Annotated in this window: 11 protein-coding genes; 8 read left to right on the plus strand and 3 right to left on the minus strand. The window is 71.2% G+C overall.

The features are described from left to right. Window positions 1-421: 421 nt before the first annotated feature. Window positions 422-2,443 (minus strand): beta-galactosidase, encoded by a 2,022-nt coding sequence (locus IE242_RS33150; protein WP_189866149.1) that lies wholly within the window; start codon window positions 2,441-2,443, stop codon window positions 422-424. Between the two features lie 198 nt (window positions 2,444-2,641). On the opposite strand from IE242_RS33150, the gene IE242_RS33155 reads away from it, so the two are divergent. The 5 genes from IE242_RS33155 (at window position 2,642) to IE242_RS33175 (ending at window position 7,421) form a co-directional block, all read left to right on the plus strand. Then, window positions 2,642-3,964 (plus strand): ABC transporter substrate-binding protein, encoded by a 1,323-nt coding sequence (locus tag IE242_RS33155; protein WP_189866036.1) that lies wholly within the window; start codon window positions 2,642-2,644, stop codon window positions 3,962-3,964. Between the two features lie 137 nt (window positions 3,965-4,101). Next, window positions 4,102-4,971 carry a carbohydrate ABC transporter permease gene (locus tag IE242_RS33160; protein ID WP_189866151.1) on the plus strand — a complete coding sequence of 290 codons (870 nt, stop codon included), beginning with the start codon at window positions 4,102-4,104 and terminating at the stop codon, window positions 4,969-4,971. A gap of 19 nt (window positions 4,972-4,990) precedes the next feature. Further along, a complete protein-coding gene (locus IE242_RS33165) occupies window positions 4,991-5,899 on the plus strand; it encodes a carbohydrate ABC transporter permease (protein ID WP_189866038.1) in 909 nt (302 codons plus the stop codon). Then, complete coding sequence (locus IE242_RS33170) at window positions 5,896-6,927, plus strand: LacI family DNA-binding transcriptional regulator (RefSeq protein WP_189866040.1); 1,032 nt, start codon at window positions 5,896-5,898, stop codon at window positions 6,925-6,927. The genes IE242_RS33165 and IE242_RS33170 overlap by 4 nt, the downstream gene beginning before the upstream one ends. 101 nt (window positions 6,928-7,028) lie before the next feature. Continuing rightward, entirely contained in the window at window positions 7,029-7,421 is a 393-nt protein-coding gene (locus tag IE242_RS33175; protein ID WP_189866042.1) for a MarR family winged helix-turn-helix transcriptional regulator, read from the plus strand. Window positions 7,422-7,449: 28 nt separating this feature from the next. On the opposite strand, the gene IE242_RS33180 is transcribed toward IE242_RS33175, so the two are convergent. Continuing rightward, window positions 7,450-7,884, minus strand: coding sequence for an SseB family protein (locus IE242_RS33180; RefSeq protein WP_189866044.1), 435 nt, complete (start codon window positions 7,882-7,884; stop codon window positions 7,450-7,452). A 279-nt stretch (window positions 7,885-8,163) separates the two neighbouring features. Between IE242_RS33180 and IE242_RS33185 the strand changes: the two genes are divergently transcribed. The 3 genes from IE242_RS33185 to IE242_RS33195 all read left to right on the plus strand — a co-directional run bounded on the left by IE242_RS33185 (window position 8,164) and on the right by IE242_RS33195 (window position 12,780). Further along, window positions 8,164-9,624: an aldehyde dehydrogenase family protein gene (locus tag IE242_RS33185; protein WP_189866046.1), complete on the plus strand. Its 1,461-nt coding sequence runs from the start codon at window positions 8,164-8,166 to the stop codon at window positions 9,622-9,624. Between the two features lie 83 nt (window positions 9,625-9,707). Then, on the plus strand, window positions 9,708-11,222 hold the full coding sequence (locus tag IE242_RS33190; protein WP_189866048.1) for a carboxylesterase/lipase family protein: 1,515 nt from the start codon (window positions 9,708-9,710) through the stop codon (window positions 11,220-11,222). 103 nt (window positions 11,223-11,325) lie between these two features. After that, window positions 11,326-12,780, plus strand: a complete 1,455-nt coding sequence (locus tag IE242_RS33195) for a glyceraldehyde-3-phosphate dehydrogenase (protein WP_189866050.1) — start codon at window positions 11,326-11,328, stop codon at window positions 12,778-12,780. Window positions 12,781-12,870: 90 nt separating this feature from the next. Here the strand turns inward: IE242_RS33195 and IE242_RS33200 are convergent, their stop codons facing one another. Then, window positions 12,871-14,550: a cellulase family glycosylhydrolase gene (locus IE242_RS33200; RefSeq protein ID WP_189866051.1), complete on the minus strand. Its 1,680-nt coding sequence runs from the start codon at window positions 14,548-14,550 to the stop codon at window positions 12,871-12,873. Window positions 14,551-14,557 lie beyond the last annotated feature (7 nt).

The raw sequence follows: 14,557 nt of genomic DNA on the forward strand, positions 1-14,557 counted from the left end.
GCCGACTCCGGACGGGGCCCGGGACGGTCCCCGTGGATCCAGGACCGAGGGCTGACCCCGACGGGGCCCAGGGACTCGCTCCCCCAACGGAGGTCCGGGACGGAGGAGCCCCGCGGATCCGGGACCGAAGGCAGCCCCCGAACCCGAGCGAGAGCCAAGCCCCCGTGGACCCGGGGCCGAGGGACTCCCCCGCTCAAACCCCGGAGGCTGACCCCGACGGGAATTGGGGCGAAGCCCCACGGATCCGGCCGGGGCGAAGCCCCCGAACCCGGGACCGAAGGCAGCCCCCGAACCCGAGCGGGGGCCAAGCCCCCGTGGACCCGGGGGGAGCAGGGGGCGCAGCCCCCTTGGCGGGGTTGAAGGGGCGGAGCCCCTGGGGATGGGACGGGTAGGGGCGGCGGGGGCGAAAACCGATCCGTGCTCAGCCGTCGAGTCGTACGACCCGCACGGCCCCCGCGGGCACCGCCAGGTGTCCCGCGGCGCGTTCACCCGTCAGTACCTCGGTGCCGTGCCCGTCCAACGGCACCTTGGCATCCGAGGAACTGTGGTTGATCACGAACAGATAGGTGCCCGACGCACCCGCGCGGCGGACCACCTCGACGTCCCGGGGCAGATCGGCACGCGGCGCGATCCGCGCGTCGTCGGCGGCCCAGCCCAGCAGGGCGTCCAGGCCCTGGGCGTCGAGGCGGGTCGACACGTACCAGGCGGAGCCCTCGCCGAGACGGTGCCGGGTGATGGCGGGGCGGCCGGCGGTGAGCCCGTCGGCGTACTCCCACACGGTCTCGGCGCCGCGCGGCACCACGAACTCGGTCCACACGTCGCCGGTGAGCTCGGAGCCGTCGGGCCCGGTGAGGCGGACGCCGTCACCGGCGAGCAGCGGTGAGAACTCCTCGACGGTCAGGCCCAGCACGTCGCGCAGGGCGCCGGGGTACGGGCCCTCGTGGACGGCGTCGTGCTCGTCGACGATGCCGGAGAAGTACGAGACGACGAGGGTGCCGCCGTTCTCGACGTACTCGCGCACGTTGTTCCCGGCCGCCTCCGTCATCAGGTACAGCGCGGGGACGACGACAAGGGGATATGCCGACAAGTCGGCTTCCGGGTGGGCGAAGTCGATCGTGAGGTGGCGGTCGTAGAGGGCCTCGTAGAAGGCGTCGGCGCGCTCGCGGGCGTCGTGGTCCTCGCTGGGGCGCCACTGGAGGTTCTGCGCCCACCAGGAGTGCCAGTCCCACAGGACGGCCGCGTCGGCGACGGTGCGGGTGCCGCGGATCGTGGCGAGGGAGTCGAGGGACGCGCCGAGTTCGACGACCTCGCGCCAGACCCGGGAGTCGGTGCCGGCGTGCGGCACCATCGCCGAGTGGAACTTCTCGGCGCCGCGCCGCGACTGCCGCCACTGGAAGAACATGGCGCCCTCGGAGCCCCGCGCCACGTGGGCGAGGGAGTTGCGGGCCATCTGACCGGGGGCCTTGGCGGGGTTGCGGGGCTGCCAGTTGACGCCCGAGGTGGAGTGCTCCAGGAGCAGCCAGGGGGCGCCGCCCGCGACGGAGCGCGTGAGGTCGGCGGCCATGGCGAGGTTGACGTGGGTGCGGCGGCCGTCGGTGATCAGGTAGTGGTCGTTGGTGACGAGGTCGACCTCGCGGCCCCAGGCCCAGTAGTCGATGGAGTCGCACTGGCTCAGGGCGGTCATGAAGTTGGTGGTGACCGGGACGCCCGGTGAGAGGCGGTGCAGGATGTCGCGCTCCGCCACGAAGTTCTCGCGGATGGTGGCGTCGGCGAACCGCTTGTAGTCCAGGGCCTGGCCGGGGTTGCCGACGGTGGGGGTCACGCGCGGCGGGTTGATCTGCTCGAAGTCCGTGTAGCGCTGACCCCAGAAGGCGGTGCCCCAGGCCTCGTTGACCGCCTCCACCGTGCCGTACGTGGTCGCCAGCCAGCGGCGGAAGTGCGCGGCGCACGAGTCGCAGTAGCAGGCCGACACAGGGACGCCGTACTCGTTGTGCACGTGCCACATGGCGAGGGCGGGGTGGTTCCCGTACCGCTCGGCGAGCTGTGTGGTGATGTTCGCGGCGGCAGCCCGGTAGTCGGCGTTGCTGTGGCAGATGGCACCACGTGAGCCGAACTCGTAGCGGGTGCCGTCGGCGGCCACGGGCAGCGCCTCGGGGTGGGCGCGGTAGAACCACACGGGCGGGACGACGGTCGGGGTGCCGAGGTCGGCGCGGATGCCGTTCTCGTGCAGCAGGTCCAGCAGCCGGTCCAGCCAGCCGAAGTCGTACGTCCCCGGGGCCGGTTCCAGCAGGGCCCAGGAGAAGATGCCGACGCTGACCATCGTGACGCCCGCCTCGCGCATCAGGCGGACGTCCTCGTGCCAGACGCTTTCCGGCCACTGCTCGGGGTTGTAGTCCCCACCGAAGGCGAGCCTGGTGAGGCCCTTGGGGTTGGTCTCCGGCATCGACTCCGGCATGGGTCTCTCCCGTTTAATCGATCATTTGGGAACGTGCACACACAGCGCCGACGGCGCGGAGCCAACATAACCGCACAGCAACAACCATTGACAAGTGTCGAGAGTGTTTCTCTACTGTGAACGCTCACAGAAGCATGGCAGGTTCTCGCAGCAAGGCGGGAGCCACGGTCAGGGGAGATTCGATCCATGCCCACCAACACGAAGCACCGCCGCTTTGTGGCCACCGCTGTCGCCGTGACACTCGGCGCCACCACGCTCGCGGCCTGCGGCTCGTCCGACGACGACAGTGATGCGCAGTCCGGGCCCGCGAAGCTGACGTACTGGACCTGGACGCCGGGCATGGACAAGGTCGTCGACCTGTGGAACAAGGGCCCCGGCAAGGAGCAGCAGATCACCGTCACGGTGAAGAAGCAGGCCTCCGGCGACACCCTCGTCACCAAGATCCTCACCGCGCACAAGGCGGGCAAGGGTCCCGACCTGGTGCAGGCCGAGTACCAGGCGCTGCCCACGCTGGTCAGCAATGACGCGGTCGCCGACATCGCGGGCGAGGCCGGCGAGGCGGAGGGCGACTTCGCCGAGGGCGTCTGGCAGCAGACGACGCTGGGCACGGACGCGGTCTACGCGATCCCGCAGGACATCGGGCCGATGATGTTCTACTACCGCGAGGACCTGTTCAAGGAGTACGGCCTGACGGTGCCGACGACCTGGGACGAGTTCGCCGAGACCGCGCGGAAGCTGAAGGAGGAGGCTCCCGATGTGGACCTGACCACCTTCTCCGCCAACGACTCCGGACTGTTCGCGGGCCTCGCCCAGCAGGCTGGCGCCAAGTGGTGGACCACCGAGGGCCAGAAGTGGAAGGTCGGCATCGACGACGCGGCGACGCAGAAGGTCGCCGACTTCTGGGGCGGTCTCGTCGAGGAGGGCGCCATCGACAACCAGCCGATGTACACCCCCGCCTGGAACAAGGCGCTCAACACCGGCAAGCAGATCGCCTGGGTGAGCGCCGTGTGGGCGCCGGGCACCCTGACCACCGCCGCCCCCGACACCGCGGGCAAGTGGAAGATGGCGCCGCTGCCGCAGTGGTCGAAGAGCGAGGACGTGACCGGCAGCTGGGGCGGTTCCTCCACCGCCGTGACCACGGACTCCAAGCACAAGGAGGCCGCCGCCAAGTTCGCCACCTGGCTGAACACCGACCAGGAGGCGCTGGCCGCGCTGGCCAAGGAGGGCGGCATCTACCCGGCCGCGACGACCGCGCAGCTCAGCGAGGCGTTCGCGGAGCCGCCGGCCTACTTCTCGAACCAGCCGGACTTCTACACCCGGGCCGCCGCCATCGCCAAGACCACGGCGCCGTCGGCGTGGGGTCCCAATGTGAACGTCGCGTACACCACCTTCAAGGACGCGTTCGCCGCCGCCGCGAAGGACAGGTCCGACTTCGGTGCCGCCCTGACGACGATGCAGGACGAGACGGTCGCCGACCTGGAGAAGCAGGGCTTCGAGGTCGCCGAGTGACCAGCACGCGCAAGGAGCCGTCCGGGGTCGTGGGGACCCCGGGCGGCCGCCCCACCCCGGTCGCGCGTACGTCCGGCGGCCGTCCCTCCCCCGCCCGTGCCCGCTCCCGCGGGCGCGGCGGCGCACCGTATGTCTTCCTGCTCCCGGCGACCGTCCTGTTCGCCCTCTTCTTCGCGCTGCCCATCGGCTACGCGCTCTGGCTGAGCCTGCACAAGGTCGAGGTCAAGGGCCTCGGTCTGGGCGCGGGGGCGCGGCAGGAGGTGTGGGCCGGCCTGGAGAACTACGCCGACGCCCTGACCGACTCCGAACTGCTGGCCGGCGCGCTGCGCGTGGTCGGGTACGGTGCGATCGTGGTCCCGGTGATGCTGGGCCTGGCGCTGGTGTTCGCGCTGATGCTGGACAGCGAGAAGGTCCGGCTGACCCGCTTCACCCGGCTCGCGATCTTCCTGCCGTACGCCGTCCCGGGCGTTGTCGCGGCGCTGCTGTGGGGCTTCCTCTACCTGCCGGACGTGAGCCCCTTCTACTTCGTCCTCGACGAGCTCGGGCTGCCGCAGCCGGACCTGCTGGACGGCGGGCCGCTGTACCTCGCCCTGTCGAACATCGCGGTGTGGGGCGGCACCGGCTTCAACATGATCGTCATCTACACCTCGCTCCAGTCGATCCCGAACGAGGTGTACGAGGCCGCGCGGCTGGACGGCGCCACACCGCTGCAGATCGCGCTGCGGATCAAGATCCCGATGGTGGCGCCGTCGCTGGTGCTGACCTTCTTCTTCTCGATCATCGCGACGCTCCAGGTGTTCAGCGAGCCGACCACCCTCAAGCCCCTCACCAACTCCGTCTCCACGACGTGGAGTCCGCTGATGAAGGTGTACCAGGACGCCTTCGGCAAGGGCGACATCCACGCGGCCGCCGCGGGCGCGGTGCTGATCGCCGTGGCCACGCTGGTCCTGTCCTTCGGCTTCCTGCGGGCCGCCAACTCCCGTTCCAAGCAAGAGGAAGCACGATGACCCAGCAGGAGGCAGCACGATGAGTACTCTTGCCGTCCGCAAGTCCGCACCGGCCGCGGGGACCACGCCCGGCACCGCCCAGGGCCCGCCCGCGCGCCGCCGCCGTATCGCCCTCGTCCCGACGCTCACCCTGGTGCTGGGCGCGCTGTACTGCCTGCTGCCGGTGGCCTGGGTGGTGATCGCGGCCACCAAGTCGGGCCGTGAGCTGTTCTCCACGTTCACCTTCCTGCCGGGCACCGGCTTCGCGGACAACCTGTCCGACCTGAACGCCTACCGCGACGGCGTCTACTGGAAGTGGATGGGCAACTCCGCGCTCTACGCCGGCCTCGGCGCCCTGCTGTCCACCGCCGTCTCCGCGGTCAGCGGCTACGCGCTCGCGATCTACCGTTTCCGGGGCCGCGAGACCGTCTTCAGCATCCTCATGGCGGGTGTGCTGATGCCACCGGTCATCCTCGCGATCCCGCAGTACCTGCTGCTGGCGAAGGCGGACCTGACGGACTCGTACTGGTCCGTGCTGCTGCCGCTGGTCCTCTCCCCGTACGGCGTGTACCTCGCCCGCATCTACGCAGCCGCCGCCGTGCCCGGTGACGTGGTGGAGGCCGGGCGGATGGACGGGGCGGGCGAGTGGCGGATCTTCACGCGGATCGCGCTGCCGATGATGGTGCCGGGGCTGGTGACGGTCTTCCTGTTCCAGTTCGTGGCCGTGTGGAACAACTTCCTGCTGCCGTACATCATGCTCAGCGACGACGAGAAGTTCCCGATCACGCTGGGTCTGTTCACGCTGCTGGAACAGGGATCCAACACCCCGGCGCTCTACACCCTCGTCATCACGGGCGCGCTGCTCGCGGTGCTGCCGCTGATCGCCCTGTTCCTGGCGGTCCAGCGGTTCTGGAGCCTCGACCTGCTGTCCGGGGCCGTAAAGTCATGACCATGAGCAACACGGGGGGCCGGCGCAGGCCGCCGACGATCCACGACGTGGCGCGCGAGGCCGGGGTGTCCCGGGGCACGGTGTCACGCGTCCTCAACGGCGGCCACTACGTCAGCCCCGCGGCCCAGGAGGCCGTCAACGCGGCGATCCGCAAGACGGGTTACGTCGTGAACCGGCACGCCCGCTCACTGATCACCGGGCGGTCGGACTCGGTCGGCTTCCTGCTGACGGAGCCCCAGGAGAGGTTCTTCGAGGACCCCAACTTCAACGTCCTGCTGCGGGGCTGCACCCAGGCCCTGGCCGCCCACGACATCCCGTTGCTGCTGATGCTGGCGGGCACGAAGGACGAGCGGCGGCGCATCACGCGGTACATCACCGCCGGACACGTCGACGGGGTGCTGCTGGTGTCCAGTCACTCCGGGGACCCGGTCGCCGAGGAGCTGCGCGAGGCGGGCGTGCCGCTGGTCGCGTGCGGCAAGCCCATCGGGCTCGGCTCGAAGGTCAGCTATGTGGCGGCGGACGACCGGGACGGCGCCCGCGACATGGTGCGCCATCTGCTGTCACTGGGCCGTCGCCGCATCGGCGTGGTGACCGGGCCACTGGACACCCCGGGCGGTGTCGAGCGTCTCGCGGGCTACCGGGAGGTGCTCACCGAGGCGGGCGTCGGCGTGGAAGAGCGGCTGATCGTCTCCGGCGACTACAGCCGCGCCAGCGGTGAGGCGGGGGCGGAACGGCTGCTGGCACAGGCACCGGACGTGGACGCGGTGTTCGTCGCGTCGGACCTGATGGCACAGGGCGTGCTCAGCGCGCTGCGCCGGGCCGGCCGGCGGGTCCCCGAGGACGTGGCCGTGGGAGGTTTCGACGACTCCCCCGCCGCCACGGCCGCCACCCCGGCCCTCACCACGATCCGCCAGCCCTGGGACCGGATCAGCAACGAGATGGTGCGGGTGCTGCTGGCGCAGATCGGCGGGGAGGACCCGGCGGCGGTGATCCTTCCGACGGAACTGGTGCGGCGGGACTCGACCTGAGGCCGCGGGGGCCCAGGGCCGGAAGCCGGGACCCCGCACGTCGTTGCGCACGCATTAGTTGCATGGTCAACGAACATGCCCAGGTCTGTTACCGTGCACGCATGGCAGCCAACACGGCCGGCACCCGGCTCGAGGATCGGTGGCGGGACATCCTGTCGGTGCACGCGCGCACCATGTGTGAGATCGACCGCGCGCTCCACCCGCACGGCCTCGGCGCCAGCGACTTCGAGGTGCTCGACCTCCTCGTCTCCGCCGCGGCGGAGAACTCCGGGGAGGCGTGCCGCGTACAGAACATCGCCTGCCGGGTGCATCTCAGTCAGAGCGCGCTGTCCCGGCTGATCGGCCGGCTGGAGAAGGACGGCCTCGTGGAACGCTCGATCTGCGAGGAGGACCGGCGCGGGGTGTGGGTCGCCCTCACCGAGAAGGGACGCGACCTGCACGCCCGGGTGCTGCCGCTGCAGCGCGCGGCCCTGTCCCGCACGCTGGACGGCTGACCGCGGCCGGCTCGGCCGTACGGCCTCATCAGTCGTACGGCCTGGCCAGCAGGGTGCGGACCCCCTGGGGGGTCAGCGTCAGGCCGTAGGGAGAGGTCGCGTCTATGGTGAGCGACAGATCGCCGTCGGGCCACTGCGCGGCGAGCGCGCCCAGCGGCACCAGGCGGTAGCGCTCCACGGACGGCAGCAGCCCCGCCATCTCCGTCTCCGAGGTGAAGACGGGCACCACCTGTTCGCCTCCCGGCTGCTCCAGTACGGGCAGCGCCACGACCGTCGGATCGGTGGCGTCCTCGTCACTGGCGTCGTCCGGCACGGGGATCAGTACGTCGCTGTGGGCCAGCGTGTCGAGTGCGACCGCGTCGCCGGTGTCCTCGGCGAGCGTCGTCAGCGCCCGCTGCGCCGCGGTCACGGACTCGGGCGCGATGTGGTCGTACGCGGTGTGGTCGTACGGGGGTGTGTCCATGGCGGATCCCGGGGTAGTGGCGAAACGGACCACCCGGGACGGGGTCCGTTCCGGGCGCAACGGGGGTCGCGTACCCGAGCGGGCGACGGGCATGCCTGTGCACGGCCATGAGGACGGACGGCACGCTTCCGTACAGCAGGGCGTTCCGCTCTGCAGCCGGTGACCTGTGGCTTTCGCCTCCTTGGTCAACTCTTGACTTGGCCGGGGCCGGAGCGCAGCATTCCCGTAACACAGTGAACGATAGTTCACCGAGCGAACCGAATCCTCCGGAGCCGCACCATGCCCATCACCCGCGACCTGTTCATCGGCGGCAAGGACGTCCCCGCAGCCTCCGGGCGCACCGAGGCGGACGTCAACCCCTACACCGGCGAGGTCTACGCCACCGTGGCCGCCGCCGGGCCGGAGGACGTGACGCGGGCGGTGGACGCGGCGGACGCCGCCTTCCCCGCATGGGCGGCCCTCTCCCCCTTCGCCCGCCGGGCGATCTTCCTGAAGGCGGCCGACCTGCTGGACGCGCGGAGCGGCGAGGCGGCCGACGTCATGGCGTACGAGGCGGGCGGCACCCGTCCGTGGGCGCACTTCAACGTGGCCCTTGCGGCGAACATCCTCCGTGAGGCCGCCGCGGCGGTCACCGCGCCGCGCGGCGAGGTGCTGAACGCGCAGGAGGAGGGCGTCCTCGGTCTCGCGGTGCGCGAACCGCTGGGCGTGGTCGCCGCGTTCGCGCCCTGGAACGCGCCCCTCATCCTGGGCGTACGGGCGGTCGCCGCGCCGCTGGCCGCCGGCAACACCGTGGTGGCCAAGCCCAGCGAGGACGCGCCGATCGCCTGCGGGCTGCTGATCGCGGACGTACTGCGCGAGGCCGGCCTGCCGGACGGCGTGCTCAACGTCGTCACCAACGCGCGCGAGGACGCCGCGGTGGTGGCCGAGACCCTGATCGCCGACCCGCGGGTGCGTGCGGTCAACTTCACCGGCTCCACCGGCGTGGGCCGCGTCATCGGCGAGCACGCGGCGCGTCACCTCAAGCCCGCCGTCCTGGAGCTCGGCGGCAAGAACTCCGTGATCGTGCTGGACGACGCCGATGTCGACCACGCCGTGAACGCCGCCTGCTTCAGCGTGTTCATGAACGCCGGGCAGATCTGCATGTCCGGCGACCGCATTCTCGTCCACGAGTCCCTCGCGGAGGAGTTCACCGCCAAGTTCGTCGCGAAGGCCGCCGCGCTGCAGTCCGGCGACCCGGCGGACCCGACGACCGTGGTCGGCCCCCTGGTCACCAGGAAGTCGGCCGAGCGCGTGGCCGCCCTGGTCGCGGACGCCGTCGCCAAGGGCGCGAAGGTCCTCACGGGCGGCACGGCGCCGGAGGGCGCGGTCCACCCGGCCACCGTCCTCACCGACGTACCGAAGGACGCCGACCTCTTCCGCACCGAGTCGTTCGGCCCGCTGTGCGTGCTGACGACCTTCTCGGACGACGACGCCGCGATCGCCCTCGCCAACGACACCGAGAACGGCCTGACCTGCGGCATCATCACCGAGAACGCCACCCACGGCCTGACCGTGGCACGCCGGATACACACCGGCATCGTGCACATCAACGACCAGTCCGTGGGCGACGAGCCGCACGCGCCGTTCGGCGGTGTCAAGGCGTCCGGCTACGGCCGGTTCGGCGGACGCTGGGGCATCGAGGCGTTCTCGAACACCCGTTGGGTGACCATCGCCACGCAGCAGGCGCACTACCCCTTCTGACGGTACGGCGGCATCGTCGTCACCGGACGCGGGCAGCCATGTCCGCCGGGTGAGACCGTTCGTTCGAGTCAGGGGAGCCATCGATGAGCGTGACGGACCGGCCGCTGGCGGCCACGGCGGCGGGAACCGTGCGGGGTCTCTCCGAGGACGGCCTGGCGGTCTTCCGAGGGATTCCGTTCGCCGGGCCGCCGGTCGGTCCGGCCCGTTTCCTCGCACCGCGTCCCGTGGACCGCTGGGACGGCGTACGGGAGGCGACCGCGTTCGGCCCGCCGCCCCCGCAGGAGGCCATGACACCGGGGACGCCGCCGGCCCCCGGGCGGGCGGCGGGCGGCGGTGACGACTGGCTGACCGTCAACGTCTGGACGCCCGCGCCGGACCCCGCCGCCCGCCGGCCGGTGCTGGTGTGGATCTACGGCGGTGCCTACAAGTTCGGCTCCTCGGCCGAGCCGGGCTACGACGGTGGCCGGCTGGCCCGCGACGGCGGCCTGGTCGTGGTCAGCTTCAACTACCGCGTCGGTATGGAGGGGTTCGCCCGCATCCAGGGCGCTCCGGCCAACCGCGGGCTGCTCGACCAGGTCGCCGCCCTGCGGTGGGTGCAGGAGAACATCGCGGCCTTCGGCGGCGACCCGGACGAGGTCACCGTCTTCGGCGAGTCGGCCGGTGCCGGGTCGATCGCCGCGCTGCTGGCCATGCCCCGTGCGAAGGGCCTGTTCCGGCGGGCCATCGCCCAGAGCGTGCCCGGCACGTACTTCTCGGACGCGCTGGCCGCCGACATCGCCACCGCCCTGGCCCGGGAGGCCGGCGTGCGTCCGACAGCGGCCGATCTCTCCCGCGTGGACCCGTACGAGCTTCCCGAGGCCGTGGCGGCGCTCGACATGGGCCGGCACACCGGGCGCTGGGGCACGGTCGCGCACACCCCGACGCCGTACTCGCCCGTCGTGGACGGCGACGTCCTGCCGGTCGCGCCCTGGCAGGCCCTGGCGGACGGAGCCGCCCGGGACGTCGAGCTGATCGCCGGTCACACCCGGAACGAGTACCGGCTGTTCATCGCCCTCGACGGAGACCTCGGGCAGATCGACGACGTACGGGCGGCCACGGCGCTGCGCGTCTTCGGCCCCGGCCCCGATCCGGTACGGAGTTACCGTGCCGCGTTCCCCGGCGCCTCGGCCGAGCGCCTCTACGAACTCGTCCACTCCGACTGGCTGTTCCGCATGCCCACGCTCCGGCTCGCGGAGGCGCACACCGCCGGCGGCGGCCGGGCCCACGTCTACGAGCTCACCTGGCCCGCTCCTGCGTTCGACGGCTGTCTGGGCGCCTGCCACGCGCTGGACCTCCCCCTCACCTTCGGCACCCTCGACGGCAACGAACTGCTCGGGCCGACACCGCCCGCCGAGGCCGAGAAGCTGTCGGCGCACATCCGCGCCGCCTGGACGGCCTTCGCCGCCACGGGCGACCCCGGCTGGCCCGGGTACGACACGGCGCGGCGCCTCACCCACGTCCTCGACGTCGAGCCCGTGGTGGCGGCCTACCCGGAGGAGGCGTCCCGCCGTCTCTGGGAGGGGCATGTCTTCGGGACGCTGCCGTTGACGGCGGGGTGACCTCGTCGCGGGCCTACCTTCAGAGCCATATCAGAGGTGCGGTGTGATGCCCAAAAGAGCGGGGGTTAACATGTGAGCGCCGCCTAGCTCGAAAGATATGCCTGTGACTGTCAAAGACGACTCGTTCACCAACTGGATGCGCCGCGAGGAGATCGCGGAGTCGATGATCCCGATCATCGGGAAGCTGCACCGCGAGAGGGACGTCACGGTCCTGCTCCACAGCCGCTCCTTGGTGAACAAGTCGGTGGTCAGCATCCTCAAGACCCACCGATTCGCCCGCCAGATAGCCGGTGAGGAACTGTCGGTCACCGACACCTGGCCGTTCCTGCAGGCCCTCACCACGCTCGACCTGGGCCCCTCCCAGATCGACATCGGCATGCTCGCCGCGACGTACGCGACGGACGACCGCGGCCTGACCGTGGAGCAGTTCACCGCCGAGGCCGTCGCCGGCGCCACCGGTGCCGACAGGATCGAGCGCCGCGCCCCGCGTGACGTCGTCCTCTACGGGTTCGGCCGCATCGGCCGCCTCGTGGCCCGGCTGCTCATCGAGAAGGCCGGCTCCGGCAACGGACTGCGGCTGCGCGCCATCGTGGTGCGCGGGGACGCCGCCCGGGCCGGCGGTGACCTCGTCAAGCGGGCCTCGCTGCTGCGCCGGGACTCCATCCACGGCCAGTTCCAGGGCACGATCACCGTCGACGAGGCGAACCGCACGATCGTCGCCAACGGCAACGAGATCAAGGTGATCTACGCGAACGACCCGTCCGAGGTCGACTACACCGCGTACGGCATCAAGGACGCCATCCTCATCGACAACACGGGCAAGTGGCGCGACCGCGAGGGCCTGTCCCAGCATCTGCGCCCCGGCATCGACAAGGTCGTCCTGACCGCGCCGGGCAAGGGCGACGTGCCCAACATCGTCCACGGCGTCAACCACGACACGGTCAAGCCCGACGAGCAGATCCTGTCCTGCGCGTCCTGCACCACGAACGCCATCGTCCCGCCGCTGAAGGCGATGGAGGACGAGTTCGGTGTGGTGCGGGGCCATGTGGAGACCGTCCACTCGTTCACCAACGACCAGAACCTGCTGGACAACTACCACAAGGCGGACCGCCGCGGCCGTTCCGCGCCGCTCAACATGGTCATCACCGAGACCGGTGCCGCCTCCGCCGTCGCCAAGGCGCTGCCCGACCTCAAGGCGAGGATCACCGGCAGCTCGATCCGCGTGCCCGTCCCGGACGTCTCGATCGCGATCCTCAACCTGCAGCTCGCGCGCGAGACCACCCGCGAGGAGGTCCTCGACCACCTCCGCGAGGTGTCGCTGACCTCGCCGCTCAAGCGCCAGATCGACTTCACCACCGCTCCCGACGCGGTCTCGAGCGACTTCATCGGCTCGCGCCACGCCTCGATCGTCGACGCCGGCGCCACCAAGGTCGAGGGCGACAACGCGATCCTCTACCTCTGGTACGACAACGAGTTCGGCTACTCGTGCCAGGTCATCCGGGTCGTCCAGCACGTCTCCGGGGTGGAGTACCCGACGTACCCGGCGCCGGCCGTCTGAGCCCGGCTCCCGGCGCACGTGCCGCCGGTCCGGCACCCCGCCGTCGGGCGGGGCGCCGGACCGGCGATCGCTTCACCGGGTGGCTCGCGGTCAGGCGGTGGCGCAGCTCGCCCCGTTGAGGGTGAACGCGGCCGGAGCGGTGTTCTTGGCGCTCTTGGTCGCGATGAACCCGGCGGTGACCGAGCCGCCGGCCGGGATGGTGGAGGTGTACGACGCGGGGGCGACACTCACCGCGCCGCCGTTCTGGGTCGGGGTGCCTCCCCACATGTTGCTGACGGTCTGGCCGTCGGCGAACGTGAACCCGAGCGTCCAGCCGCTGACAGCGGCCGTGCCGGTGTTGCGGATGGTGATCTCACCCTGGAAGCCGCCCGGCCACTCCCCCACGACGCTGTACTTGACGGAGCAGGACGTACCGGGGGTGCCGCCGCTCTCGTCGGTGGTGACGTTCACCGTGGCCGACCGGGCGGAACGGTTGCCCGCGGCGTCGCGCGCGTAGACGGCGAAGGTGTACGCCGTGTCGGCGGTGAGGCCGGTCACCGTGACCGTGTTGGTGGTCGCGGCGGCGACCGTGGTCTCGGAGCCGCCGCTGACGCGGACGACGTCGTAGCCGGTGACGCCGACGTTGTCGGTGGAGGCGGCCCAGGTGAGGGTCACGGACGTGGCGGCCACGGCGGAGGCGGTGGGCGTGCCGGGGGCCGTCGGGGCCTGGGTGTCACCCGGGGTGCCGCCGCCGAAGACGGTGGCCTCGCGGGCGGTCTGTGCGATGCCGTTCGCGCCGTGGAAGATGCGCTCCCCCCACGAGCTCGTCCGGCTGGGGTCGAAGTCGAGCACGAGGTCGAGGATCGGGTCGGTGTTGCCGCTCCAGGACCAGGCCAGATAGCCGAGGTCGAGCCGCTCGGCGGCGGCCATCATGGTGTCCTCGTCCGGGTCGCCGTACTGGTCGGCCGGGCCGCCGAACTCGCCGATGAGGATGGGCAGTCCGGCGGCGACGAAGGCGTCCAGGTAGTCGTTGATCTCCTGGGCCGTGTCGAACACGCTGTACATGTGGATCGAGAAGATCAGGTTGCCGGTGGGGTCGGCGTCGTAGACGGACCGGGCGTTGGCTCGCATGACGCCCTGCCAGTCCTGGCCCCAGTTGGGCGCGTCCACCATGATCGTGTGCTCGAACCCGGCGTTCCGCAGCTTCTTCACGGCCGCGATGGTGGGGTCGGTCCAGCCGGCGGGGTCGGTGTTGCCCCAGGGCTCGTTGCCGATGTTGACGATGATGTAGTCCTCTTCGCCCGCGAGGACGCCCTTCAGGCCGATCCAGTAGTCGGCCGCCTGGTCGAGCGTGGCGGCCGCGGCCTCCTCGCCGTAGCCGGTGGTGTCGTGCACCTCCAGCACGCAGATGAGGCGGTTGGCCTTGCACTGGTCGACGACGTTCGCCACGTCGGCGGCGCTGTTCGCGGCCCAGCGCTGGCCGCTGGCGAGGACGACGCGCACGGTGTTGGCACCCGTCGCCTTGATGTCGGCCAGCGACTGCGTCGTCTCGCCCTGGTACCAGGTGTGGGCGTGGTTGACGCCCCGCATGACGAAATCGTTGCCGTTGCCCTCCAGCAGGCGGCCGTCGCTGATGTGGAGGCCGGTGGCGGCGGTGCCCGGCGGATCGTCCTGGGCCTGGGCGACGGCCGGGCAGAGAGCGCCGAGGACGGCGAGGCCGAGGGCGGCGACCAGACCGGTCAGCAGGCCGGCCAGGGGGCGCTGTCGTGTCGTGCTTCTTGTAGTTCTCACTGCGACT

Source organism: Streptomyces poonensis, from assembly GCF_014650915.1.
In the GTDB taxonomy this organism is placed as follows: domain Bacteria; phylum Actinomycetota; class Actinomycetes; order Streptomycetales; family Streptomycetaceae; genus Streptomyces; species Streptomyces poonensis.

What these genes read in the sequence shown, in the direction of transcription:
- IE242_RS33175 (WP_189866042.1), top strand. Translation starts at nt 7,029, where the DNA reads ATGGCAGCCAACACGGCCGGCACCCGGCTCGAGGATCGGTGGCGGGAC.
- IE242_RS33190 (WP_189866048.1), top strand. Translation starts at nt 9,708, where the DNA reads ATGAGCGTGACGGACCGGCCGCTGGCGGCCACGGCGGCGGGAACCGTG.
- IE242_RS33180 (WP_189866044.1), bottom strand. Translation starts at nt 7,884, where the DNA reads ATGGACACACCCCCGTACGACCACACCGCGTACGACCACATCGCGCCC.
- IE242_RS33185 (WP_189866046.1), top strand. Translation starts at nt 8,164, where the DNA reads ATGCCCATCACCCGCGACCTGTTCATCGGCGGCAAGGACGTCCCCGCA.
- IE242_RS33155 (WP_189866036.1), top strand. Translation starts at nt 2,642, where the DNA reads ATGCCCACCAACACGAAGCACCGCCGCTTTGTGGCCACCGCTGTCGCC.
- IE242_RS33165 (WP_189866038.1), top strand. Translation starts at nt 4,991, where the DNA reads ATGAGTACTCTTGCCGTCCGCAAGTCCGCACCGGCCGCGGGGACCACG.
- IE242_RS33150 (WP_189866149.1), bottom strand. Translation starts at nt 2,443, where the DNA reads ATGCCGGAGACCAACCCCAAGGGCCTCACCAGGCTCGCCTTCGGTGGG.
- IE242_RS33170 (WP_189866040.1), top strand. Translation starts at nt 5,896, where the DNA reads ATGACCATGAGCAACACGGGGGGCCGGCGCAGGCCGCCGACGATCCAC.